31 protein-coding genes are annotated in these 23,957 nt (G+C 32.3%); 10 read left to right on the top strand and 21 right to left on the bottom strand.

Annotated features, from left to right (window positions below; translation table 11 throughout):
* Positions 1–106 precede the first annotated feature (106 nt).
* Positions 107–514 (top strand): helix-turn-helix domain-containing protein, encoded by a 408-nt coding sequence (locus tag BM289_RS22385; RefSeq protein ID WP_091497908.1) that lies wholly within the window; start codon positions 107–109, stop codon positions 512–514.
* Between the two features lie 70 nt (positions 515–584).
* Here BM289_RS22385 and BM289_RS22380 read toward each other — a convergent pair whose 3' ends face one another.
* Positions 585–929, bottom strand: coding sequence for a VOC family protein (locus tag BM289_RS22380; protein ID WP_091497906.1), 345 nt, complete (start codon positions 927–929; stop codon positions 585–587).
* Positions 930–1,018: 89 nt separating this feature from the next.
* Between BM289_RS22380 and BM289_RS22375 the strand changes: the two genes are divergently transcribed.
* Complete coding sequence (locus tag BM289_RS22375) at positions 1,019–1,612, top strand: leucine-rich repeat domain-containing protein (protein WP_091497903.1); 594 nt, start codon at positions 1,019–1,021, stop codon at positions 1,610–1,612.
* Positions 1,613–1,689: 77 nt separating this feature from the next.
* The gene (locus BM289_RS22370) at positions 1,690–2,265 is read left to right on the top strand and encodes an HD domain-containing protein (protein ID WP_091497901.1); all 576 of its coding nucleotides are present in this window, start codon (positions 1,690–1,692) and stop codon (positions 2,263–2,265) included.
* Positions 2,266–2,311: 46 nt separating this feature from the next.
* On the opposite strand, the gene BM289_RS22365 is transcribed toward BM289_RS22370, so the two are convergent.
* Genes BM289_RS22365 through BM289_RS22350 form a run of 4 tightly spaced genes read right to left on the bottom strand, consistent with a single transcriptional unit; the run spans position 2,312 to position 5,366 of the window.
* Positions 2,312–2,815, bottom strand: a complete 504-nt coding sequence (locus BM289_RS22365; protein ID WP_091497898.1) for an endonuclease V — start codon at positions 2,813–2,815, stop codon at positions 2,312–2,314.
* Between the two features lie 40 nt (positions 2,816–2,855).
* Positions 2,856–3,428 carry a hypothetical protein gene (locus BM289_RS22360; RefSeq protein WP_091497896.1) on the bottom strand — a complete coding sequence of 191 codons (573 nt, stop codon included), beginning with the start codon at positions 3,426–3,428 and terminating at the stop codon, positions 2,856–2,858.
* Between the two features lie 6 nt (positions 3,429–3,434).
* Positions 3,435–4,805: a hypothetical protein gene (locus BM289_RS22355; protein WP_091497893.1), complete on the bottom strand. Its 1,371-nt coding sequence runs from the start codon at positions 4,803–4,805 to the stop codon at positions 3,435–3,437.
* A gap of 24 nt (positions 4,806–4,829) precedes the next feature.
* Positions 4,830–5,366 (bottom strand): hypothetical protein, encoded by a 537-nt coding sequence (locus tag BM289_RS22350; protein ID WP_091497890.1) that lies wholly within the window; start codon positions 5,364–5,366, stop codon positions 4,830–4,832.
* 100 nt (positions 5,367–5,466) lie between these two features.
* Between BM289_RS22350 and BM289_RS22345 the strand changes: the two genes are divergently transcribed.
* The 4 genes from BM289_RS22345 (at position 5,467) to map (ending at position 8,465) form a co-directional block, all read left to right on the top strand.
* Positions 5,467–5,862 carry a VOC family protein gene (locus tag BM289_RS22345; RefSeq protein ID WP_091497888.1) on the top strand — a complete coding sequence of 132 codons (396 nt, stop codon included), beginning with the start codon at positions 5,467–5,469 and terminating at the stop codon, positions 5,860–5,862.
* 52 nt (positions 5,863–5,914) lie between these two features.
* Positions 5,915–6,484, top strand: coding sequence for a Crp/Fnr family transcriptional regulator (locus BM289_RS22340; protein WP_091497885.1), 570 nt, complete (start codon positions 5,915–5,917; stop codon positions 6,482–6,484).
* A 79-nt stretch (positions 6,485–6,563) separates the two neighbouring features.
* Positions 6,564–7,301: an SDR family oxidoreductase gene (locus BM289_RS22335; RefSeq protein ID WP_091497882.1), complete on the top strand. Its 738-nt coding sequence runs from the start codon at positions 6,564–6,566 to the stop codon at positions 7,299–7,301.
* 399 nt (positions 7,302–7,700) lie between these two features.
* Entirely contained in the window at positions 7,701–8,465 is a 765-nt protein-coding gene (gene map / locus BM289_RS22330; protein ID WP_091497880.1) for a type I methionyl aminopeptidase, read from the top strand.
* A gap of 52 nt (positions 8,466–8,517) precedes the next feature.
* Here map and BM289_RS22325 read toward each other — a convergent pair whose 3' ends face one another.
* Both BM289_RS22325 and BM289_RS22320 read right to left on the bottom strand, forming a co-directional pair.
* The gene (locus BM289_RS22325) at positions 8,518–8,931 is read right to left on the bottom strand and encodes a serine O-acetyltransferase (protein ID WP_244165437.1); all 414 of its coding nucleotides are present in this window, start codon (positions 8,929–8,931) and stop codon (positions 8,518–8,520) included.
* A gap of 166 nt (positions 8,932–9,097) precedes the next feature.
* Positions 9,098–9,502, bottom strand: a complete 405-nt coding sequence (locus tag BM289_RS22320) for a VOC family protein (protein ID WP_091497874.1) — start codon at positions 9,500–9,502, stop codon at positions 9,098–9,100.
* Positions 9,503–9,614: 112 nt separating this feature from the next.
* Between BM289_RS22320 and BM289_RS22315 the strand changes: the two genes are divergently transcribed.
* Together BM289_RS22315 and BM289_RS22310 are read left to right on the top strand one after the other, a co-directional pair.
* Positions 9,615–10,367, top strand: a complete 753-nt coding sequence (locus BM289_RS22315; protein WP_091497872.1) for an XAC2610-related protein — start codon at positions 9,615–9,617, stop codon at positions 10,365–10,367.
* 22 nt (positions 10,368–10,389) lie between these two features.
* Complete coding sequence (locus BM289_RS22310) at positions 10,390–10,740, top strand: DUF2200 domain-containing protein (protein WP_091497869.1); 351 nt, start codon at positions 10,390–10,392, stop codon at positions 10,738–10,740.
* Positions 10,741–11,195: 455 nt separating this feature from the next.
* Here BM289_RS22310 and BM289_RS22305 read toward each other — a convergent pair whose 3' ends face one another.
* The 14 genes from BM289_RS22305 to BM289_RS22240 all read right to left on the bottom strand — a co-directional run bounded on the left by BM289_RS22305 (position 11,196) and on the right by BM289_RS22240 (position 21,727).
* On the bottom strand, positions 11,196–11,753 hold the full coding sequence (locus BM289_RS22305) for a DUF4256 domain-containing protein (protein WP_091497867.1): 558 nt from the start codon (positions 11,751–11,753) through the stop codon (positions 11,196–11,198).
* A 13-nt stretch (positions 11,754–11,766) separates the two neighbouring features.
* On the bottom strand, positions 11,767–12,144 hold the full coding sequence (locus tag BM289_RS22300; RefSeq protein ID WP_091497863.1) for a DoxX family protein: 378 nt from the start codon (positions 12,142–12,144) through the stop codon (positions 11,767–11,769).
* A gap of 7 nt (positions 12,145–12,151) precedes the next feature.
* Entirely contained in the window at positions 12,152–12,619 is a 468-nt protein-coding gene (locus BM289_RS22295; RefSeq protein WP_091497860.1) for an SRPBCC domain-containing protein, read from the bottom strand.
* Positions 12,620–12,622: 3 nt separating this feature from the next.
* Positions 12,623–12,940: an ArsR/SmtB family transcription factor gene (locus BM289_RS22290; RefSeq protein ID WP_091497858.1), complete on the bottom strand. Its 318-nt coding sequence runs from the start codon at positions 12,938–12,940 to the stop codon at positions 12,623–12,625.
* A 129-nt stretch (positions 12,941–13,069) separates the two neighbouring features.
* A complete protein-coding gene (locus BM289_RS22285) occupies positions 13,070–14,119 on the bottom strand; it encodes a linear amide C-N hydrolase (RefSeq protein WP_091497856.1) in 1,050 nt (349 codons plus the stop codon).
* A gap of 221 nt (positions 14,120–14,340) precedes the next feature.
* Positions 14,341–15,927, bottom strand: a complete 1,587-nt coding sequence (gene abc-f / locus BM289_RS22280) for a ribosomal protection-like ABC-F family protein (RefSeq protein ID WP_091497853.1) — start codon at positions 15,925–15,927, stop codon at positions 14,341–14,343.
* Positions 15,928–16,131: 204 nt separating this feature from the next.
* Complete coding sequence (locus BM289_RS22275) at positions 16,132–16,500, bottom strand: hypothetical protein (protein ID WP_091497850.1); 369 nt, start codon at positions 16,498–16,500, stop codon at positions 16,132–16,134.
* Between the two features lie 119 nt (positions 16,501–16,619).
* Positions 16,620–17,552, bottom strand: a complete 933-nt coding sequence (locus BM289_RS22270; protein ID WP_091497848.1) for a transglutaminase-like domain-containing protein — start codon at positions 17,550–17,552, stop codon at positions 16,620–16,622.
* Between the two features lie 19 nt (positions 17,553–17,571).
* Positions 17,572–18,423, bottom strand: a complete 852-nt coding sequence (locus BM289_RS22265) for a substrate-binding domain-containing protein (protein WP_091497845.1) — start codon at positions 18,421–18,423, stop codon at positions 17,572–17,574.
* A 54-nt stretch (positions 18,424–18,477) separates the two neighbouring features.
* On the bottom strand, positions 18,478–18,951 hold the full coding sequence (locus BM289_RS22260) for a DUF4265 domain-containing protein (protein ID WP_091497843.1): 474 nt from the start codon (positions 18,949–18,951) through the stop codon (positions 18,478–18,480).
* On the bottom strand, positions 18,951–19,343 hold the full coding sequence (locus BM289_RS22255; RefSeq protein ID WP_091497841.1) for a VOC family protein: 393 nt from the start codon (positions 19,341–19,343) through the stop codon (positions 18,951–18,953). Before BM289_RS22255 ends, BM289_RS22260 begins: the two co-directional genes overlap by 1 nt.
* 27 nt (positions 19,344–19,370) lie before the next feature.
* A complete protein-coding gene (locus tag BM289_RS22250) occupies positions 19,371–20,240 on the bottom strand; it encodes a nucleoside phosphorylase (RefSeq protein ID WP_091497838.1) in 870 nt (289 codons plus the stop codon).
* An 88-nt stretch (positions 20,241–20,328) separates the two neighbouring features.
* Positions 20,329–20,661 (bottom strand): translation initiation factor, encoded by a 333-nt coding sequence (locus BM289_RS22245; protein WP_091497835.1) that lies wholly within the window; start codon positions 20,659–20,661, stop codon positions 20,329–20,331.
* A gap of 115 nt (positions 20,662–20,776) precedes the next feature.
* Positions 20,777–21,727, bottom strand: coding sequence for an isopenicillin N synthase family dioxygenase (locus tag BM289_RS22240; RefSeq protein WP_091497833.1), 951 nt, complete (start codon positions 21,725–21,727; stop codon positions 20,777–20,779).
* A gap of 188 nt (positions 21,728–21,915) precedes the next feature.
* On the opposite strand from BM289_RS22240, the gene BM289_RS22235 reads away from it, so the two are divergent.
* Positions 21,916–23,892 carry an alpha-ketoacid dehydrogenase subunit alpha/beta gene (locus tag BM289_RS22235; protein ID WP_091497831.1) on the top strand — a complete coding sequence of 659 codons (1,977 nt, stop codon included), beginning with the start codon at positions 21,916–21,918 and terminating at the stop codon, positions 23,890–23,892.
* Positions 23,893–23,957 lie beyond the last annotated feature (65 nt).

The following is a 23,957-nucleotide window of genomic DNA, read 5'->3' as shown; positions in this document are numbered from 1 at the left end:
AATTTTAAAAGTTCTAAAGCAGTCATGTGTAATTCTTAGACTGCAAATTTCTGATTTTATTTTGATATTCTTCCCCAAGTTTTGTTCTTGATCCTCAATATTCATCATGGAACAGAAAATACATCAGGGAAGAAACGTAAAGCGTTTTAGAGAAATGTTAGGCATAAAACAGGAAGCTTTGGCTTATGATTTGGGAGAAGACTGGAGCCAGAAGAAAATTTCTTTGCTCGAGCAGAAAGATGTTATTGAAGAAAATCTGCTGAAACAAATTTCTAATTTTTTAAGAATTCCTGTAGAGGCTTTTCAGAACTTTGATGAAGAGCAAGCCGTAAGTATTATTTCCAACACTTTTAACGACCAATCTAACGGTTATAATTATTATCCAACTTTCAATGTAAATCCTGTAGACAAATGGGTAGAAGCTTTGGAAGAAATTAAGCGATTAAATTCGGAACTTTTAAAAGCGAAAGACGAACATATTAAAGCTTTGGAAAAAATATTAAAAGACAAATAAGCATTCTTAAATACATCAATTCTAATATTAAAAGAGACTTTTAGGTCTCTTTTTTTTTTGATAGGATTAACTACTTTTTATAAAGCTCAATTTTTCGTCCATCAGGATCAGAAACAACAGTCAAAAAGCCGAAATTAGCTTGTATTGGTTCTGAATATGATATATCATTATCACTAAGAAACTTCAATGTTTCTTCAAAATTATCAATTGTAAAACCTAATCTCACACTAATGTCTGGTTCGGTTTGATTTTTTGCCAATGGATAAATTTCCAAAACTAAACTTCCAATTTCTGCCGAATAATGCATAGGGGAGTTGCCATGTTTGTGGTAATCAAATTTCAAACCTAATAAACTATAAAAAGCAACCAAACGTTTTTGGTCATTTGTTCGTAGTACTAAAAGTCTAATTTCCATTTAATCTTATATATAATTACAAATGGTTATTTTTACAGATGAATAAATATAATCAATAATTAGTTGAGTCTAAACAAATATAAAAAGCAATGTATTTCTTTAAAAAAACTAAATTTTCTTCTTTAACAGAAGCCTTAGAAAATCCTAAGAACTGTAAAAAGTTAAGCCTTAAATTTTACAATCATAGCTTAAAAGATAAAGGAGAAATATTTTCGCAGTTTGTAAATCTGGAAGTATTAGAAATACAGACTGATACATCAACGTACTATCTAAATGATTTTGAACTCCCAACGGAAATTGGAAATCTTAAAAAGCTTAAAAAACTTTCAGTTCTGAATTTTCCTTTAAAAACTTTTCCAGATTGGATTTTTAATCTGGAATCATTACAGTATTTAATGCTTAGAGGAAATGATATGGATACAATTCCTGAACCTATATCGCAATTGAAAAATTTAAAAACACTCAGGATTGAATGTTGCCCGTTAAATAGTATTCCTGAAACATTAAGTCAATTAAAAAACTTAAAATTTTTAGGACTTTGTGATACAAGACTTACTGATTTAAATTCGAATTTATTTCCTGACAATTTGAAGGAGATTTATTTTAATGGTACAGGAGTATATAACGATGAAGATTTGGAATGTTTGAAAAAGAAATTGCCGAGAACAAAAATATACCCATAAAACCAGTTATTAAATATTATTACTTGTAAATCTCCTCCAAAAATCATAAATTACAATCTATCAAAAAACATTTCTACATGCAACAAGAAAAAGACTGGTCAATAGACGAAATTCAGAATACCTGGCAATTGGTTTCAAAACTTCATGACGGACAAAAATATGGCGGAAGCAATGAGGGAGAAAGGGTAGAATATATCAATCATATCGGAAGTGTTGTTTTTGAAGTTTTAAATGCCAGCCGTTTAACTGAAAATATGAATGCTGATTTTGCTGTGAAATGTGCTATGCTTCACGATACTATAGAAGACACAGTATTTAATTATGAAAGAGTAAATGATTTATTTGGAAGTGAAGTAGCATCCGGAGTTTTAGCCTTAACCAAAAATGACGAAATCGAAGATTCTCTCGAAAAAATACTGGATAGTTTAAGCAGAATCAAACAACAACCTATAGAAGTCTGGGCAGTTAAAATGGCCGATCGAATCTGTAATTTGTACGAACCGCCATATTACTGGGATGATGAAAAGAAACTGAAATATATTAAGGAAGCTGAAATTATATTGAGCGAATTAAAAGATGGAAATCAGTATTTAGCCAATAGATTGCAAAATAAGATTAAGGAGTATTATCGTTTTCTGAGTACTTCAAATTAATAACAAAAAAGCTCCAAAATCTACATGAATTTGGAGCTTTTTTTAATCAAACTTCTTTTGTCAGTCTGTCCAATTCTTTCAACAAAGTAGGAAATCTAAATTCACCATGCATACTTTCAACTTTATTAAAAGCTTCTTCCAAGTCGATTCCGATAGAAGTAATATATAACGGCTTCTTGCTGTCTCCTCTGAACAAAGCTTTTTTATTTTTTTCTATAGAAGCAAAATTTGTTTTGGCAACACCAATAATCGGAATTTGTTTATTTAGTTTTTCATATAAATAACCGCCTAAACCGTATTTTCCTTCATCATTTAAATACACAAAACCATCAACAACAATTACATCAATTATAGCTAAATCAATTTGATTTAGTAAACTCAGAATACAAGGCAGTTCTCTTTTATAAAATTCACCTGGAATATATTCTTCAACATTATCAATAATTTCAGTGTAAACTTTAAAGTTTTTATCTTCATTCCATTCAGAAAATTCAAGGCAAACGGTTTTGGCTTTTTCGTCAAAATAATAGGTATCAAAAGCTAAGATCATAATTTTTTAAAAGGCTTATTTATATAAAAACGAAGATATGTTACTTGGAGTTAACTTTTCTTAGTTCTGTCAACATTTCATTTAGAAAATCCTGTTGTTTGGCATCATCTTTAAAGTAACGCTGATACAATACACTACAACTTTCTACATCGGCTATATTTTCTTTATTGAACGACCAATCGTCTTCATTTTTAATTGTAATCCCTATATCATTACTACAGCTTTGCCAGAGCTCAGAAAACTTCGTCTTTTTATCGGCACTCAATTTACTGAAATCCGCATAAACAGAATAACCACGCATTTCTGAATTGAAAAACTTGTAAATTTCATATACAGGAACTCCGCCCCAATTTATGTATTGTCCTTCCGGCAATTTTATATCCGTTAATCTTTTTTCACTCATTTTATGACTTTGTTCTCCTGATACAAAAAAGTGTTCGTCATAAGTCAGTTTTGTACCTTTTGGAACCATAATCTTCTTTACCATCATGGGTTCTGTAGTAATAAAATAAGGATAGTCAGGAGATGAATTTCCACCAGTTGGATTCATGTTTCCAACACAACCTGTAAGTATTAAAGCAAATAATGAGGATATTGGTTTTAAAATTTTCATATTCAATTATTTTATTAGTTTAAAAAGAGCCTCAAGTGTAGATTCTTTTTGATTGATAATGATCAATTGGCTTTTATCATTTAGAAAAAATTTATTGGCAAATTCTTTGTTTGCATTGGGTTTCCATTCTTTTAATTCGGGGAATTTATTTTTCAGCAGTTTAACTTTTTCAGCAGTATTTTTAGAAATGATTACCACTTTCGTTAAAGGAGTATCTTTCATTTTATTGATGCTGTTTTCTGTAATCTCAGAGTCAAATTCTGTCCTGGAGCGATAACGAAACAATTTATTAATTCCCCTTAAATCAGTCTCATTTTCAGAAAGAACATATCTATAAGTCATTATGTTATCGAGTTCATCAATCCATTCTGGAAAATTTTCTTCATAAAGTTTGATATAAGTGTCAATAAAGTTTTTATCCATTGCTTTTTTCTGATCGATATATTCTTTCATTAGCAGATAAATCTTCTTTGCCATCAAATTGATATATTTTCTATTATACCAATCTCCAGGATCTAATTTTCCATCGAGTTTCTCATAGACATATCCGTTTCCTAGTCCCGTAGCCAAAACTTCGTTCATAAGCTGATAGGCGTAATTACTGCATATTGATTTGTTTTCTTTAAAATAAGTATCAATTTCTGTTTTGACTTCAAATGATTGCTCATCATACACAATATGATACGTTTCGTGCATCATAACACTAAATAAATCCTTATTCGAATTCAAATCAACTTGTACAGCACTAATAAAATTGTTGCAAAAAGCCTGAGCTGTAAATCCTTTTGAATTGGGCAAAGGATAAAATGCCGAAACAAACGGAATCGCATTATCCCAGCTTGAATTATAAAACAAAAGTCCGGTTTCAAAATAACCAACGATGTTATTATCGTTCGAATATTTTATCATATCTCCCAATTGTTTTTCAAACTTTTCTTTATTCGGATTGTAAATCAAATCATTGTAAACACTTGTAAATTCAGCAATGCACGAAGCTAAATCACTCAAAGTTTGGATTGGAATAAAGCCTGCAGAACGAAGTTTAAAATCATTAAGAGTATTGGTTTCAATTAAATTCTTTTTCAAAAGATCATTCGTTTGCATATTCTTTTTTGATCCGTAAGGATATTCTTCAAATCGAAAACTATAATCCAATATTAATTTGTCAAACTTCGAAATTATCTTATTGTAACGTTCTGTATTGTATTTGGATTTTTGGAATTCTGTTTTAAAAACATTTTCAGGATAATGTTCAGAAAGACTTTCTATAAAAAGATAGACTGCTAACTGTTCTGAATATTTAATGGTAAAAGTGGTCTTTTGTCCGTATATTAATGATGTTAGAAATAAGAAGGTTAGTTGAAATATTTTCTTCATATTGGTTTTTAAGGTTTTAGTTTTTTATGGAGCTTTCATTCTTTCTGTTTTAATATATCGATCCGAAACAGTATCGGTATCAATACCTTTCATTTCGCTTTTTACTTCGCGTAAATATCCTTTTTTGTCAGGAACATAATAATCGATTAATCTGCCACCGTGATACGGATCATAATAATTTACCGTGACTACTAAAGTGTCGTTTTTTACTTTGTAGAATCCTTCTCTGGCAATTTTACCTTTTATTGTGGCATACTTTTGCGACTCTTTGTAATAGGCACTTCCCATTGTATTCTTAAATGTAAAATCGTACCAAATTAAGGTATCTTGCGGTGTTTGTTGAGACATCAGTTTTTTCTCGAATACCTCATAAACATCATAAAAGTTACCTTTGATTTTAATAGCTTCAATTCGCTTTTTCTGTGCTGAGGCTGTATTCGAAACAGCAGGTTTTATGATTGTTTTCTTAGTTTTATTTTGCTGAGAATGAATAACTGTGACGCTTAAAAATAGGACCAGTAAAATGAATATGTTTTTCATATCAAATACTATTGATTTCATTAAATCTGTTTAAGCTAATATAAGAAATATCTTTAAAACTCAACTAAAAGCTAAATTGCTTAACTTTAGCAGACTATCTATTGATTTAAAACCGAAACAGATGAAAACGAAAATGATATGGGCAAATCTTGCCGTACAGAACATACAAAAAACAATTAATTTTTATTCCGGTTTAGGATTCAGACAAAACGGAAAAGAAACAGATGAATTAGTCAGTTTTTCTTTTGCTGATAATAATTTTATAATCAATTTCTTTATTGCCAAAAGACTCGAAAATGCCTTAAAAGGTAAATTGACTAATGCCTTAAATGAGAATGAAGTGATATTTTCTTTATCTGCTCAAAGCAGGGAAGAAGTAGAACAATGGGTTGAAATAGTTCAAAAAGCTGGCGGAACGATAGTTTCTGAGCCTGAAAATTACGAACAAGGCTATACTTTTACATTTGCCGATCCTGACGGGCATAAATTTAATTTTCTATATTGGCCAGGAATGTGATTTTTTGCCATATGGCAAATTTTCATTAAAAACTTATCCCTAACTTTCGTGCATGAAAGAATTAGTAGCATACATATTGAAATTTGGGAGTTTAAATCAGCAACAAATTGATCTGATTTTAAGCAAAGCCCAAGAAAGAGAAATTAAAAAAGAAAACTATTTTTCTGAAGCTGGAAAAGTGTCTGTAGAAGTTGGTTTTATTATCGACGGTGTCATGAGAGTCTGTTATTACAACAACAAAGGCGAGGAAATTACAAAATATTTTATAGACGAAAACAATCTGGTTGTTGATTTAGAAAGCTTTGAAAACAGTATCTGTTCTTCGGCTTATGTTGAAGCTGTTACCGATTGTAAAATGATTGTTTTTTCTAAAAAGGATTGGGAAGAACTTTTAAATACAATTATTGGCTGGGATAAAATCGTTCACAAAATCATTAACAAAGCATTGATTGATAAAGTTTCCCGAAGAAGTCCACTGGTTTCAGAAGATGCCACGACACGTTATTTGTCTTTTATGGAAATGTTTCCAAATGTCATCAATCGTGTTCCGCTTTCTTATTTGGCTTCTTACTTGGGAATTACACAATCTTCTTTAAGCCGAATCCGAAAAAATATCCGTTAAAGTTGTTTTTTGCCATATGGCAAATGTTTTTCTTTTTTATCGATGCAACTTTGTAATCAATAATTTAAAAAGATAAAAAATGGATTCAGTATTAATTACAGGTGCAAATAGAAGTATAGGTTTAGAAACGGCAAAACAGCTTTCAGAAAAAGGATTATTTGTTTATTTAGGAAGCCGTGATCTTCAAAAAGGAGAAGAAGTGGTAAAAGAACTTACCCAAAACGGATTTCAAAACATAAAAGCAATTCAAATCGACGTTACAAATGCTCAAAGCGTTTTAGAAGCTAAAAATCTTATAGAAAACGAGCATGGAAAACTGGATATTTTAATTAACAACGCCGGAATTCTGGGAGATGTACCACAAGATTCTTCGACAACTCCAGTTGAAAATATTCAAAACGTATTTGACACAAACTTTTTTGGGGTCATCAGAGTTACACAGACATTTTTGGAATTGCTTAAAAAATCTAAAAATCCAAGAATAAGCAATATTACGTCTGGTCTTGGTTCGTTAACGTTGCACAGCGATCCTGCATGGAAATATTATGCAATTAAAGCGGTTTCATATGTTTCTTCTAAAACAGCTTTAAATGCCTTCACAGTGACTTTGGCTTATGAATTAAAAGATTTAGGTTTCAAAGTAAATGCAATTGATCCGGGTTATACCGCAACAGATTTTAATCATCACAGCGGACCTGGAAGTGTAGAAAGTGCTTCAAGTTTTATTATTAAACATACTCTGACAGATGAAAACGGACCAACCGGAAAATTCTTCAGCAATGATATTGAAGACGAAAGTGAAGAAAGTCCGTGGTAAAAGATTTTTAAAACATTACAAAAACTCCAAAGTCAAGTAGATTTTGGAGTTTTTATTTTAAAACCAATCGTTTTCAGAATTAAGTTATGATTAGTAAAAATATAGTTTTTCAAACAAATAGAATAGCTTCATTCAAGAATTAAAATCTAATTTGATCTGCTAAAATCTTTTAAAATCTGCGTGAAATACTTTTGTCTATAAATTTTTCACACAGATTTACACAGATTGAAGCTGATTTAGACAGATTTATATCTAAGTTGATCTAATGAATTGAAAAAAATAACTTCTGCAAATGGTTAAATAACTATGTTTCTATGTGTTTAAAAATAACTAAGCGCAACAGGTTAATAAAATTTAAAGCAGTAAATTAGTAGCCTGAAAATTTCTAAAACAAAAAGCATGTCTATTACAACAGAAGCAGAATTAGCCGGAATGAAAAAAGCCAGTGAGGCTGTTGCGTTTACTTTAAAAGAAATGAGAAAGTTTGCCAAAGCTGGTATATCAACCAAAGAATTAGACGAATACGGCGGACAGTTATTAAAAAGTTTTGGAGCTAAATCTGCGCCTTATGAAACTTATGGTTTTCCGGGCTGGACTTGTATCAGTGTCGATAATGAATTTTGCCACGGAATTCCTTCTGATAAAAGAATTCTGCAGGAAGGAGATTTAATCAATATTGATGTTTCTGCAGAATTAGACGGTTTTTGGTCAGATAACGGAGGCTCTTTCGTGATTGGAGAAGATGTAAACGAACATCAAAAACTGATTGAAGCTTCCAAACAAATTCTTCATAAAGCGATTCATAACATAAAAGGCGGTATTCGTATTTCTGATATAGGTTTTTTAATTGAAACTGAAGCGAAGAAAAAAGGTTATAAAGTGATCAAAAATCTAACCGGGCATGGAGTAGGGAGAAGTCTTCATGAAGCACCACACGAAATTGCCAATTACAGAGACCGTTTTAATGTAACAAGATTTAAAAAGAATTCGGTTGTAGCAATTGAAACGTTTATTTCTACAACTTCTACTTATGCAGAAACAATGAAAGATGGCTGGACAATGGTTGGAAATAAAGGCGGTTTTATGGCACAACACGAACATACAATTGTGGTAACAGAAGGCAAACCGATTATTTTGACAGAAATGAATGAAATCTGGAATTAACTAATTTTCCATACGCAAAAAACTCCATTAGAAGTAATGGAGTTTTTTTGTTTTAATTATTTCGTGCATTAAATTCCGAGACTAACTTTTTATTTACTTCAATAATTTTCTGCGGATCAATCATATTTGCATTAAAGATGAAATCATAATTTTTATCTTTTGGTTTGAATTTATTTACGCCATAAGCGATACTATTTGCAGGAATATTTTTGGTTATAATTGATCCGGCACCAATAACTGAATTTTCTCCAATTACAATTGGACCTAAAATCTTAGCACCATCAGCAATAATAACATTCCTTGCAATAATCGGATTCCCGACATTTTCCCACTCGTCAGTAATTTTGTTGTATTTCAAATTGGCTCCAATAGAAACATTTTGAAAGATAACCACATTTTCACAAATTTTTGAAGCTACAATTGTACAACCGCGACCGTGATGCGCAAACAAGACACTTTTATCCATCTCGGCACAATTAATCTCACAGCAGTAAAATTTCTCTAATAAATTACCCGCAATTTGCTTTAAAAATTTGCTTCTAGAATGGCAATTTATTTTAACTAAAGTGTTAAACATATTCTTTCTTAAATATCAAGCATTTCTTTTATAATTAATAATTTACAATTTATAATTAAATCGGTTCCCAAAGTTCAATTTTATTGCCTTCGGTATCCATGATATGAACAAATTTTCCGTAATCATAAGTTTCAATATCATCCAGAATAGTAACTCCGTTGGCTTTCAGTTTTTCTAAAAGACCTTCAATATTCTGAACACGATAATTCACCATAAACTCTTTTTTGGATGGTGAAAAATATTCGTCTCCTTTCTTAAAAGGACACCATTGCGTTGATTCAATTTGTTCTGGATTATCAATATTTCTAGACTCAAAACTTGACGATCCCCAATCGTTAATTTCCAATCCTAAATTTTTGGCGTACCAGTCTTTTGTTTCTTTTGGATTATCCATAAAAAAGAAAATACCGCCAAGTCCCGTTACTTTTGGTATTTTGTCTGATGAATTATAATCTTCCATGTTTTCTTTTTTTATTTAATATCTAAGGTAAATTATTTTTCTGTACTATCGTATTTTATATTCTGCCGTCTATTTAAATAATTTTATAATTTTAAGCTCAAATGAGTCTAAAATGAGAAATATTCCATTATTGATAATTTTTGTTTTACTTGCCAATTGTAATAAATCAGCTGAGTATAATAAAACTTCTTCAGAAGTAGTTATGAACCAGAAAGAAATAAAGAACAAGGTTGAACATAAAATAATCAAAGCAGAAGAGAATTTTACAGAAACTGAAACTTTTACAGACAGTACTAGAATTGCTCAAAAGGGAAAATATAAAATTGAAATTACTCAAACTACAATTGATAATAATACCAATGTTTCTTTTAAGCTTTTTCTAAAACTAAACGGTAAATGGAAGAATATTCAAAACTATTCTTTACCAAAAGAAAGTGATATCCCTTTGATTACAGAAATTGAAGACTTCAATAACGACGGATTCAATGATTTTACCATTCATTATTCAACTGCTGGCAGAGGTGCTAATGATATTAGAAAATTGTTTATTTTTTCAAATAAAGAGCATAAATTTATAGAAATAAAGAATTCTGATTTGTATCCTAATCTTCAATACAATAAAAAGCTGGATTGCATTGATGCTTTAAGTGTTTACGCAGGTTCAAGCACAACATTTTTAAAGCTTAGAAAAGATCATTTAGTTGAATTTGCCAGAGTCGATTTTATGGATGGGAAAATTGCAATTTATTTGATTGAAAAAAATAAAGAAAGAAAGCTTCGATCTGAAACTTATTCCGGCTCAAGTGACGAAATGATTCGATTTGTTAACTATGATCCTCTCGAAGAATATGGTTATGAGAACTAATTAAAACCTTAAAAGAACCAGAATGAAAAACGACAGAGTATACAAAATACTATTTGCCAGTGTTTACCCCATGTACATTCAAAAGGCAGAAAAAAAGGGTAGAACCAAAGAAGAAGTAGATACCGTAATTTTATGGTTAACAGGGTATAGCGAATCCCAATTTAAAGATCAAATTGAAAAGAAATCAGATTTGCAAACATTTTTTGATGAAGCTCCAAAACTAAATCCTAACGCCTCAAAAATTACGGGAATGATTTGTGGTTATCGTATTGAAGAAATCGAAGATCCCTTGATGAGGAAAATCCGTTATATGGATAAATTAGTAGATGAATTGGCGAAAGGAAAGAAAATGGAAAAGATCCTGAGAGAATAATTATTTTGAAAAAAGAATCGATTAATTATATTTCACCCTGAGGTTCTTTGGAAACCATATCCTATAATTCAGATAGCTATCCTAATTGAGATTATTCTTTGAAATAAATTGATGGCATTCAAATAAATTCCGTAGGAATGAAAAAAAATTGTAGCAACGGATTTTAATCCGTTGAAAAAAGTTCACAATGATCGAATGAGTTCCATAGGAAGGGGTCATTTCTTTGCGAAATATGAATCGAACCTACGGCTCTTTGTGTTGAGGATGTTTTATCTAAACCGGATAAAATCCGGCCCTACAAAATAGTTCGAGCCTAACGGCTCTTTTTATGTTGAAAATTAAATTTCAAAGCTCCAGTGAAGCGACATATTTAAAAGCTTCTTTATATTATCTTTCTTTTTTATAATTTTAAATATATATAGTAAAAGGCTGTTTTTTTAACAGCCTCCTTAGTTCTAAACTCTCAATAAACCACGAAATCCTCGTGCCGCATAATACGATTCTGCACCGTTATGATAAACAAAAACGGTATTATATCTAAAATCAGAAAAAATAGCTCCACCTAATTTTCTAATTTCTGCTGGAGTTAGAATCCAGCTGGATGTTTTAGTATCAAATTTCCCAAGCTTTTGAAGTTCTTTGTATTGTTCTTCATTCAAAATTTCAATTCCCATTTCTTCCGCCATGTTAATTGCGCTGTTTGCGGGTTTATGTTCTTTTCTTTTTTCAAGCGCTTCATGATCGTAACAAACACTTCTTCGACCTTTTGGGCTTTCAGGCGAACAATCAACAAAAAGATATTCTTTTGTTTTTTCATCAAAACCAATAACATCAGGCTCGCCCTCTGTTCTTTCCATTTCATCTAAAGACCATAATTTACTGGGATTGGCTTTTAATTTGGCTTCAATAGACGACCATTTCAAGTTTTTATGCCTGTTTATATTTTTTTCAAAGCGTTTTTCCAGCGTAGTTAAAAGCTCTTCTTGTTCGTTGAGTGTTAATTCTTTTTTCATCACATTAAAGTTTTTAGTTTGCAGAACATTTTCTGTTCTCTGGTCTATAATACCAGGAAACAATGGTCAAAACAATCAATAATACCGGACCAAAAAGCTCTTTAGTGCCGTCACCAACAGCCAAATGAGAAACTACAGCTCCGGACATGGCAAAGAAAAAGCCCGCATAAGCCCATTCTTTCAGTAAACCAAATTTCGGAATTAATATCGCAATCACACCTAAAAGTTTCCAAACACCCAAAAGTGTTAGAAAATAAAGCGGATAACCTAAATGATTCATCATTTCCGTTTCTTCTTTTAGCTGTATTAATTGCACAATTCCTGTCGATATCATTCCTAAAGCCAGCCAAAGTGTGGCAATCCAATAGATAATTTTGTTTCGTTTACTCATGATTCTTTTATTTTAGTTTAGTTACAATTTCCTCTAATCGGTTATGAGCCATATTTAAACCTTGAGCAAATGGCAGTTTCAATTGATTAGTTCTGTGCTCAATTGATTTATAAATAATCTGCATGGTGAGTTTACTGGTTCCATCTGTCAGTTTCTCGAATTCCAAAAACTCCAACTGCGGTGCAAAATTGATATTATCCATTTCAAAAGTTCGGACAATTTTTTCATTTGGAATAAAATCATGAATTACTCCGTTTGCTTTAAAAACAACATTTCCGTTAGGATCACTGGTTTCAAACTCCCAGGCACCATGTTTTTTGCTTTCTAGTTTTATTACTTTAGTCCCCATCCATTGTGCCACGATTTCCGGATCTTCGTAGGCTTTGAAAAGTAATTCTACCGGAAGATCAAATTCTCTGGTAATCGTAAGATCATGCCTGTTTTCCTCGGCATGAATTTTAGTTTTCTTTTCCATGGTTTATTTTTTATAATTTTTCATAATCGACTCGAGTTTGTTGAAACGATCTTCCCACATTTGCCTGAACGGTTCAATGAAATTGTCAATTTCTTTCATTTTTTGAGGATTTAAATGATAATAAATTTCTCTTCCACTTTGTGTTTGATGTAATAATTCACATTCGTTTAAAATCTGAATATGTTTCGAAATCGTCTGTCTTGACGAATTAAAGTTGGCCGCAATGGCACCAGGTGTCATTGCTTGTACGGCAACCAGACTCAATATAGCTCTTCGGGTCGGGTCGGCTATTGCCTGAAATACATCTCTTCTAATTTCCATTACGCAGTTATTTGACTGCAAATATAATGAAGTCATTTGACTGCGCAATATTATTTTTGGTTTTATTTTAAAAAGAAAACCTTCAAATGATTAATTTGAAGGTTTTTAAAGCTCTTTATAGCTAATAAATTAGTCCAATCCCGCAAACTGAAACGGCTTGGCTTCTTTAAAATTAATCAACGATTCACCAGAATAATTTTCATTATTAGCCAAACTCAACTTTCTAATTTTTCCTTTTTCACTAAAATCAATTTTACTGAATTCCACCCAAATTACGTTTGGATTCAACACATTATCAAAATAATAAACCAGATTTTTTTGATCTGCAACAGTTCTCCAGCGCGTAGAGGAGATGTTCGGTTCTGTAGGAGAAGAAATTCCAAGCGGTACGGAACAATTTCGGATTACACCAAAAACACTTGCCAAAGCACTTCTTGTATTGTCTGTTTTTGGAATGGCATCTATATAATATGAAGCTCTTACAAAACGATCGGCCGCTCTATTGGTTCCCGGAAGCATTACGGTTCCAGGAATGCTTTTCCAATACGTATTAATAGCCAATTGATCATTAAAAATAGGGGAGTTGGTCATCGTAACATATTTTCTATCATGATGGATCACCAGTTTTTCGTTTATATACTCGAAAATGGCATTATCACCAGAAGCATCAGAAACAGATAAATGCACTGTTGCAAAGATATTTGTACCCGGAATATGAGAGGAAGCCACAACAAAATCTTCTTTTTCTAAGGCGGCCACAACCTCAGAAACGGTCGAAAAATTATCTAAAACATATTGAAGCCATAATGAAACCGCCAAACCTTTTACTTTTCCATTCTTTTCAAATTTTGGATATTGAGATTCCACCAGCCACAACAGATTACCTACAAGTCCTTTTTCATTCATTCCGTCAGAAGAAGCAATATCCCAGGAACTCGTAATCACACTTCCGTATTTTGATTTCCATTTCACTGAACTTGTTCCAACTTCTCCGGCACGTTCAATACCTCGTGGAAAGATCCATAAGTTGGCAGGAATTTCACTGCGCCAGTCCATCGAACGGGCTGTTATTATGGTACCGTTTAAACCTTCGTACACAACTCTTGTACACGGGAGCACCGTTTCACTGATGAGAGTAAAAGCAAGTAAAAGCGAGAAAATTTTGTTTCGTGATTTCATGGTATTTTACATTTTAATTAAACGTTAATCAGTATATGAAGTAGAGGAATAAAAATTTGTAAATAAAATCTTCTTATGCAATTTACATAATTTCTATAATATTTTAAATATCAACCAAATATCTATCGAAATAAAATTACTTCCGTTAAAAAAAAGCAACTTGATTTGAAACAAAATCATAAGATTAGCGCCAGAATAATTCTGGCGCTAATCTTATTTTTTTAAAGCATAATGCTTTCTTTTATATTTATTTCTTCTAAAAAAGATTCGTCATGAGATATCGCAATCAATGTTCCTTGATACTCATTGAGCGCAACCGTAAGAATTTCTATGTTTTGAATATCCAAATTATTCGTAGGCTCATCTAAAATAATAATTTCAGGAGCTTCATTACTAATCGTCAAACAACATAACATAAGACGCATTCTTTCTCCTCCGCTTAGAGTGTTACACGATTTATCCCAATCATTTTGAGAAAATAAAAAGCGATTCAGTCTCATTTTGATATCATGTTCTTCCAAACCGCAATCGTTAAACTGCTGAGCCTGTTCATAGATATTCAAATCATTATGCAAAAGTGAATAATCCTGATCAATGTAAATTGTTTTTTGGGACAGCGAAGTAACGTTTCCATTTTTAGGCTTTAATTCTCCCAGAATAATTTTAATTAAAGTCGTTTTTCCTGAACCATTTAAACCTTTAATACTTAAACGATCACCAGAAAGAATTTCAAAATTGAGATTCTCTTTCCAAAGCAATTGATTTCCATAACTGTAATTTAATTCTTCTGCTCTAAAAATGGTTCTTCCCTTATGGAATGAAGTATTAGAAAAACCAAACTTCATTTGATCTATTGCAGGAAGTGACGAGCGAAGCTGTCTTAAATCTTCTGAAATGCCGCTGATTTTTTCTGCATGAACATCTTTTAGTTTGGAACTGCTGTTTTCGGCTTTATTCCGCAACGTATTCATCATAATTCTAGCAACTCCAGACTTTTCTTGCTTCTTTTTTCCTTTAGAATCTAATTTATTCTGACGTTCAATCGTTTCCCGTTCTTTTTCTTTGGCTTTTTTAAGCGCTTTTTCTTTGCTTTGCACATCAAGTTCCAAAGCATTTTTTTCTATCTTTTTCTGTTCATTGTAAAAATCATAATTCCCTCCATAAGCAGCAATGCCGTTTCTACTCATTTCAAGAGTTTTGTTTAGAAGATTTAAAAGCGTTCTGTCATGGCTAACAATTAATAGAGAACTTGAAGTAGATTTTATAAAATCATACAGCAATTTTCTTCCTGCAAAATCCAAATGATTACTCGGTTCATCTAACAAAACCAAATCGGGTTGTTGGATCATAATGCCGGCCAAAAATACTTTTGTTTTCTGTCCGCCACTTAGTGTTCCCATTTTTTGTTCTAAATCTAAATCCTGTAACTGCCAGTACGATAATGCTTCTGTACAACGCTCTTCAATAGTCCAGTCATCGTCTAATAATTGAAGATTTTCTTCTGTCACATTACCCTCAAGTATTTCTTTAAGTGATTTTATTTTATCCTTTATTGATAAGGCCTCAGAAATAGAAACATTATTAAATTGACCGAATAATTGCGGTACAAAATAAGGGATTGCATTTTGAATAATCTGACCAGAAATTGGCTGTAATTGTCCAGCAATAATTTTCAATAATGTTGATTTTCCAACACCATTATTTCCGACTAGAGCCGTTTTGTCATTTTTATTTATAGTTAAACTAATGTTTTGAAACAGCATGTTTTTATTCTCATGCTGGTAAGAGATATTTTGAAGAATAAGCATAATTCCTTTCTTTTATAGATAATAATCAAGCACCGCTGATTGGCGGTTACTCACTAAATTTTCTGAAAGAAAATATTTTTCACATATTCTAAAACACATTTGAAGAAGTACAAAGGTATTAATTTCAGTCTTAAAAATCAAAAAAACCATTCTTCACAGTTTAAAGAATGGTTTTTTGTATCGAAATTTAGGTGTGTATTTATTTTAAATTTTGTCAAGTGTAATTTTAGCTTCTTTAGCATCTAAAATTAATTTATCCTCTGTAATGGTGCTTACACAAGGATAAGGTGTGCCGACTTCATCTTTGATAACAAGACTTGTTCCTTTTTTGGTTAAAGCATAAGTTCCGTCTGTTATTTCACGAAGCAAATATCCCGTAACATGTCCGTCTTCTGTAAATGTGAGGGTTCCATTAGTTAGAATGGCATTTTTAGTAGAATCTGACATTGGTGTTTTTGGTTCGATTGCAGTGACTTTCCATGAATTCACTAATTTATTTCTTTTAGTATGACATGAAACCATTAATAAAACAACAACTGCAATTACGAGGGTAAATAATTTAGAGTTTTTCATGATTATGCGATTAAAAAGTTAAACAGGAAAAAGTTACAAAAAAAAACGATATTAAATTATTAGAAGCCAAATATTTATGAAGATTTTTTTTGTTAGCAAAATCACAAAAAAAACAAACTCTAGTTAAGCGTTAAAGCTCCCAGTATTTCCTCATACATGAATGGGCCGCCAGGATAAGTGGCTGTATAATCGAGATTCATCCAGACTTGTCCGCGTTCGTCAATGTGATAATGAAGTTTTTTACCATAGCTTTCTTTGACAAAAAGAACGTTTTTAATCAAGTAATTTACTTTTTCCAAGTCAATCATTGAACCAATTAAAATCTCTGGATAAATGTGCCCTTTCGTATGAATAAGTCTTGGAGTTCCTCCAATGGATCGAATAGCCGCTGCCATCAAGATCGAGTGATCATCGCAATCGCCAGAGAAATAATCTAAAGATTCGCTGGCGGTTGCGATATAATCACCATCTTTTGGGTCGTTAACGTAGTTCCATCGGCTGTTTATCTCTTTAAAAACAGCAAAGCACTGAATAATAGTTCTATAATCTGAATATCCTCTAATTCCTTTAAAATGTTTACTCGTTGCCATAATAGCAAAATTTCGCACTCTAGGATTCTGGTATTCTATCGCATTGATAATTTTTGATTTATTGGGAAAAGGCAACAGTTTAGCCACAATAATATCCTGAGGATATGGATTGTCCGACATGGTATAAATCATTGAATTGTAATCTTCTGAGATTTCACTGAAACCGTAATTTCCAATAACACTTCCGTAAAACAATACAAGTAAATAAACCGCAATGCACAAAATAATTATCGTTCTGAGATACATCAGAAGGAAAAATATCGCTGCAAAAACAAATATAAAGATGAATACACGATCCAGATTGAATGCCCATTCCAAATCGATTAAATTTTGATGCAGTATGATGAAAATTGGAATTGTAATCAAAAAACTTAAAATCGAAATAATAATCCTGTCCCACGGTGATTTCACCTGTAGTTTAGATTTTAATCTCGGAAAGTCGATTTTAGGGAACTTCATCATACGAATCAAAAAAGCAATATTACAGTGCTTTTACGGTTTCTACAAAAATACTTTTTTTATCAATAATTCCCAGATCAAATAGTTGATTTTGAATTTTATTAAAAGACTTTTCTGTTAAATTTTTTTGTGACCATTGTGTTAATTTCAGCCATTCTTTTATATCTGATGCTTTTTGATTAAAAAGTTTAGACAATTTTTTATCAATTTCAGGAATCTCCTTAAAATCAACCGTAGTTTTATTAATGATATCCAGAATTTTTTCTACCACTTTAGGATTCTTTTTCAAGAATTCATCACGAACTGCAATAATAAAAGAAGGCCATGGAGTAGGGCAGTCGTCGATACGTCTGAATATCCCCTGATCAACAAGAGGTTTTGTCATAAAACGTTCCCACATAAAATAGTCTGCTTTCTGGTTCGTCAAAGCATCAACGGCGCCGTCAATGGTATTTACGATTTCAAATTCCAGATCATCAGGTTGCCAGCCTTGTTCGCTAGCGTTAACATAAGCCATTAATTGAGATCCAGATCCCACTCTTGAAATTGCAACTTTTTTGTTTTTTAAATCTTTTAAAGTCTGAAAATTAGATTTCGCTGCTACGTGAATTCCCCAAATCAAAGGAGATTGTACATAGATCTGGACAATTTTACTCGGATTTCCTGCGGCAATATCCTTTAAGATTCCTTCGGTTAAAATAACTGCTAAGTCTGTTTCGCCGTCGCGCAGCATTTGACACATTTTCCCAGTACCTTCGGGAACATTTGTCCATTGTAAGTCGATGTTCTCTGCTTCAAATTCACCATTTTCAATACATAGATGCCATGGCAAATTGAAGTGTTCCGGAACACCCGCAATTTTGACAGTTTTCATTTATTTTAAGTTTAAGTTAAGTTGCTTGTTTGGTATGCGTAATCTTAAGTTTGTTTAGTTTTTCAGTAAATCTGTTCGGTGTTTCTCTGAAAGACAAGGTTCTGCATATTCGATAACTTCCTGTGCTTCGTATTCATTTAGCACACTTCTTACCAAAGCATAATCTACATCTTTCACAATTTCTACTGCAAAAAAAGTTTCATTCAATTCCTCCGACAAACAATTTATTGCCTTCAATTTTTCGCGAATGATTGCTGCGTCAAAACCTTTTTCTAAAATAGCAATCTGAACAATTGAATTTCCTGAGTTTTGTATTGTTTTTCTATGCATGAAACGCTCTTCTGTTTCATCATATTCAGCGTAAAAAATGTCGTCTGTAGCAATTAATGGTCCAAAAAATGGAATATTATCCAGTTTAAAAAGACCTTTTTCGAGATCTATAATTTCTGCCCACATCGTTTCAGAAACTACCTCGTCCAGATAATCGCTGTAATATTTAAATAGTATTTTTTTATGAGTTTCAGACATTATTCAATTTCGTTTATTATGGCTTTTAGTGATGATATTACAATTCGATAACCGTCTGGATCCTGAATCATTTTTCCGTTTTCCTTCCAAAATGGATTAATCGGTTCTATCGTTGGAATATTATGGTATGTAAGCTTATGTATTAATTCGTTGTAAGTCGCGATTGTTTTTGGATAAAGCACTATGATGTCATCTTCGTCAAAAGAATGATTGGCCTTTGCATTAGATTGTGTAAATTCAAAATGCCAGTCTAAACCTGATTTCCCAATAAAAATTCCATCGTAATTATTGTGTTTTTGAAAACCTCCCAATAATTCAAAACCAAGAATATCTACGTAAAAATCCTCTATTTTCTTTAAATCATTGGTATGTCGTGCTACTCTCAAAAACATAATTTAGACCTTTAAAATTTATCTCCTTTATTTGCCAGCCAATTTATTCAAAGTATAAGCAATCAATTCATCAACAGCTTTGTACGGATCTTCACTAAATGTTCCTGAAGCACGATTGGCAATAATCGCGTTAAGCGATAGTGCATTATGCCCCAAAAGAGCTGAAAGTCCATAAATTGCTGCGGTTTCCATCTCTAAATTAGTGATTTTAGTTTCATTAAAACTAAAATTATCCATTTTATTATTTAATTCTGCATCTTGAATATTTAAGCGTAAAACTCTTCCTTGCGGACCGTAAAATCCTCCAGCAGTTGCCGTAATTCCTTTGAATATTCTGTCCGATTCAATTAGTTTTTCTAATTTTTCCGAACATTGTGTAACATAAGGCTTTCCTTTTTTAGGATCCCAGTTGGTATGTTTTACAAATGCGTCTTCAATTTCGGCAATCGAAACGTCATCAATTAGATAGGAGCGGAGCATATTATCCAAACCTAAACCAAATTTTGACATTACAAAGCTGTCAACTGGAATATCTTCCTGTAAAGAACCAGAAGTTCCGATTCTGATAATATTTAATGAAGTTAACGTTTCTTTTAGTTCACGTGTTTTTAAATCAATATTTACTAAAGCATCTAATTCGTTCAATACAATATCTATATTATCCGGACCAATTCCTGTAGAAACTACAGAAATTCTTTTGCCTTTATAAATACCAGTTTGGGTTTTAAATTCTCTTTTTTGAGCTGAATATTCGATTGAATCGAAAAACTGTGTGATTTTTTCAACTCGGTTTTGGTCTCCAACAAAAATAATGTCGTGAGCGATATGTTCAGGACGAAGGTTTAAATGGTAAACGCTTCCGTCTGGGTTTAGTATTAATTCTGATGATTGAATCATTTCTTTTTAAGTTTCTAAGGTTCTGAGATACTGAGATTCCAAGTTTTTAAACTTGGAATTTGGGCTTTTAAAATTGGAATTTTATACCCTATCCACCAACACGTTTTGTTTTAAATCCTTTTTCTTTTAAGATGGCCATGATTTTATCGCGGTAATCTCCTTGAATAATAATTGAATCATCTTTAAAAGTTCCACCAACGCTTAATTTGGTTTTAATCTCTTTGGCTAAGATTTTAAAATCTTCATCAGATCCTTCATAGCCTTCGATAATTGTAGTTGGTTTTCCTTTTCTTTTTTCAAATTTACAGATCATTGGTTCTTTCTGAACATATAATACATGTTCCTGTTCTTCAACCTGTTCCGGTTCATTTGTTTCAACATGATCTGGAAACAAGTTCTTTAATTGATCTTTTAAGTCCATATTTTTTTTATTCTAAAAAATAAATTCCAAGTATAAAGATATTTAAAAATTAAATTCCAAACTCCAACAGAAAGTCGGAATTTGGAATTTTTAATAAAATGGAATTTATTTCAGTTTATTTTTTAATTAAACCTAATTCTACTAAACGTTCGTGTAAAAACTCGCCAGCAGAAATATCTTCGTATTTCTTTGGATTTTCTTCATCAATACAGTTTTCTAAACAATCCAGACGCATATCGCTTACTGGATGCATAAAAAACGGAATAGAATAACGTGAAGTTCCCCATAATTCTCTTGGCGGGTTTACCACTTGATGAATTGTAGATTTCAATTTGTTGTTAGTATGTCTAGACAACATATCTCCAACATTGATTACCAATTCGTCATCCTCTGCAATAGCATCAATCCATTCACCATCATGATTTTGTACTTGTAATCCTTTACCTTGAGCTCCCATTAAAAGCGTAATCAGGTTGATGTCGCCATGAGCCGCTGCACGAATGGCATTTTCTGGTTCAGAAGTAATTGGTGGGTAATGAATGGGTCTTAAAATTGAGTTTCCTTCTTTTGCATATTCATCAAAATAAAACTCATCTAAACCTAAATGTAAAGCCAAAGCTCTTAAAACATAAACTCCGGTTTTCTCTAATTTTTGATACGCCTCTTTACCCACAACATTAAAACGTGGTAATTCAGTCACTTCAACATTTTCAGGATATTCTGAAGCCCATCTAGAATCTGCGTCAACATATTGACCAAAATGCCAGAATTCTTTTAAATCTCCTTCTTTGCGTCCTTTAGCATGTTCTTTTCCAAAAGAAACATAACCTCTTTGGCCGCCAATTCCAGGGATTTCATATTTATGCTTAGTTTCTATTGGCAAGGCGAAGAAGTTTCTAATTTCGCCATAAAGTTCGTCTACCAATTGATCATCAAGAAAATGACCTTTTAAGGCTACGAAGCCAATGTTTTCAAATGCACTGCCGATTTCATTTACAAATTTTTGTTTACGTTTCGGGTCGTCCGAAAGGAAATCACGTAAGTCTACACTAGGAATGTTTTGCATACTTTACATTTTTTATTTAAAAAAGAAAGGTGTCATAAGCACCTTTCGTAAACAAAGGTAGAGAATATTTTAGAAAATAATCTTAAGCTCATTCATTAAAAGAGGACTTCTGACTAAAAAAATATTTCAGAATCCAATAAAATTGGCGCAAATTGTTATATTTGAAACACTAAAAAATAATTAACCTCATGCTTTTTTACCGACAAAACCTTACTGACACTCAATTACTAGACTTATATAAAAAATTATTAAAACCACGATTAATCGAAGAAAAGATGCTTATCTTGATTCGACAAGGTAAAGTTTCTAAATGGTTTTCAGGAATAGGGCAGGAAGCAATTGCGGTTGGTGTTACGGCTGTTTTAGATTCTTCTGAATATGTACTTCCAATGCACCGAAATCTTGGGGTGTTTACTACAAGAGAAATCCCGCTCCACAGACTCTTTTCACAATGGCAGGGAAAAGCAAATGGTTTTACCAAAGGCCGTGACAGAAGTTTTCATTTTGGAACCCAAGAATACAATATTATCGGAATGATTTCGCATCTTGGTCCGCAGTTAGGAATTGCTGACGGAATTGCATTAGCTGATAAACTTCAAAACAACAAAAAAATCACTGCTGTTTTTACTGGGGAAGGCGCTACAAGTGAAGGTGATTTTCATGAGGCTTTAAACATTGCGGCAGTATGGAAACTTCCTGTAATGTTTATTATTGAAAATAATGGCTATGGACTTTCGACGCCAACAAATGAACAATACGCCTGCGAAAACCTTGCAGACAAAGGATTTGGTTACGGAATAGAAAGTTGGATTATTGATGGAAATAATATTTTAGAAGTTTATAATAAATTATCTCAGTTAAAGAAAGAAATGCAGGAGGATCCGCATCCGGTTTTACTAGAATTTAAGACTTTCAGGATGCGTGGTCATGAAGAGGCGAGTGGTACAAAATATGTTCCACAAGAGTTAATGAACCAATGGGAATTGAGAGATCCTGTTACTAATTATCAAAAATATTTAACTGAAATTGGCGTGCTTACAACTGAATTGGACGAACAATTTCATGTAGAAATTAAAAAAGAAATCGATGAAAATTGGGCAATAGCCAATGCTGAACCTGAAATTGAACCTACTTATAGTGGAGAATTAGATGATGTTTACGAAGAGTTTCAATATGAAGAATATAGCCATAACTCTGAATCAGAAAATATTCGTTTTATAGATGCCATCCGAAATAGTTTGGAGCAGTCTATGTGGCGTCATAAAAATCTTGTCATTATGGGGCAGGATATTGCAGAATATGGCGGTGCTTTTAAAATTACAGAAAACTTTGTTGATGCTTTTGGAAAAGACAGAATCCGTAATACTCCAATCTGTGAAAGCGCTGTGGTTTCAACAGGAATGGGATTATCCATAAATGGTTATAAAGCAATCGTAGAAATGCAGTTTGCCGATTTTGTTTCTACAGGATTTAATCCGATTGTAAATTTATTGGCAAAATCACATTACCGCTGGGGCGAAAAAGCCGACGTAGTGGTTCGTATGCCTTGCGGAGGCGGCACACAGGCCGGTCCGTTTCATTCACAAACCAATGAAGCTTGGTTCACTAAAACTCCTGGTTTAAAAGTAGTTTATCCTGCATTTCCGTATGATGCAAAAGGACTTTTAAATACAGCAATCAACGACCCGAATCCGGTATTATTCTTCGAACATAAATTGTTATACAGAAGTATTTATCAGGAAGTTCCAAAAGATTATTATACTATTCCTTTTGGTAAAGCTGCTTTGGTAAAAGAAGGGAAGTCGGTTACAATTATTGCATTTGGAGCTCCGGTTCATTGGGCTTTAGACACTTTAGCTAAACATCCGGGCATTAATGCAGACTTAATCGATTTAAGAACTTTACAGCCTTTGGATACTGAAACTATTTTTGCTTCGGTTAAAAAGACTGGAAAAGCTATAATTTATCAGGAAGACACACTTTTTGGAGGTATTGCAAGTGATATTTCAGCTTTAATTATGGAAAATTGTTTTGAATATCTTGATGCTCCAGTAAAAAGAGTCGCAAGTTTAGATTCTCCAATTCCATTTACAAAAGCGCTGGAAGATCAGTTTTTGCCAAGAAATCGTTTTGAAGAAACTTTGTTAGAGTTGCTAAGCTATTAAGTTGCTAAGACGCTAAGAATCTGATTAAAAAAAACTTAGAATCTTTAAACGAGAACTACCAATCG

The sequence above is a fragment of the Flavobacterium phragmitis genome, assembly GCF_900112575.1.
Lineage (GTDB): Bacteria > Bacteroidota > Bacteroidia > Flavobacteriales > Flavobacteriaceae > Flavobacterium > Flavobacterium phragmitis.
Note: the sequence above shows the minus strand (reverse complement) of the source record. Positions and strands in the feature narration are given on the sequence as shown.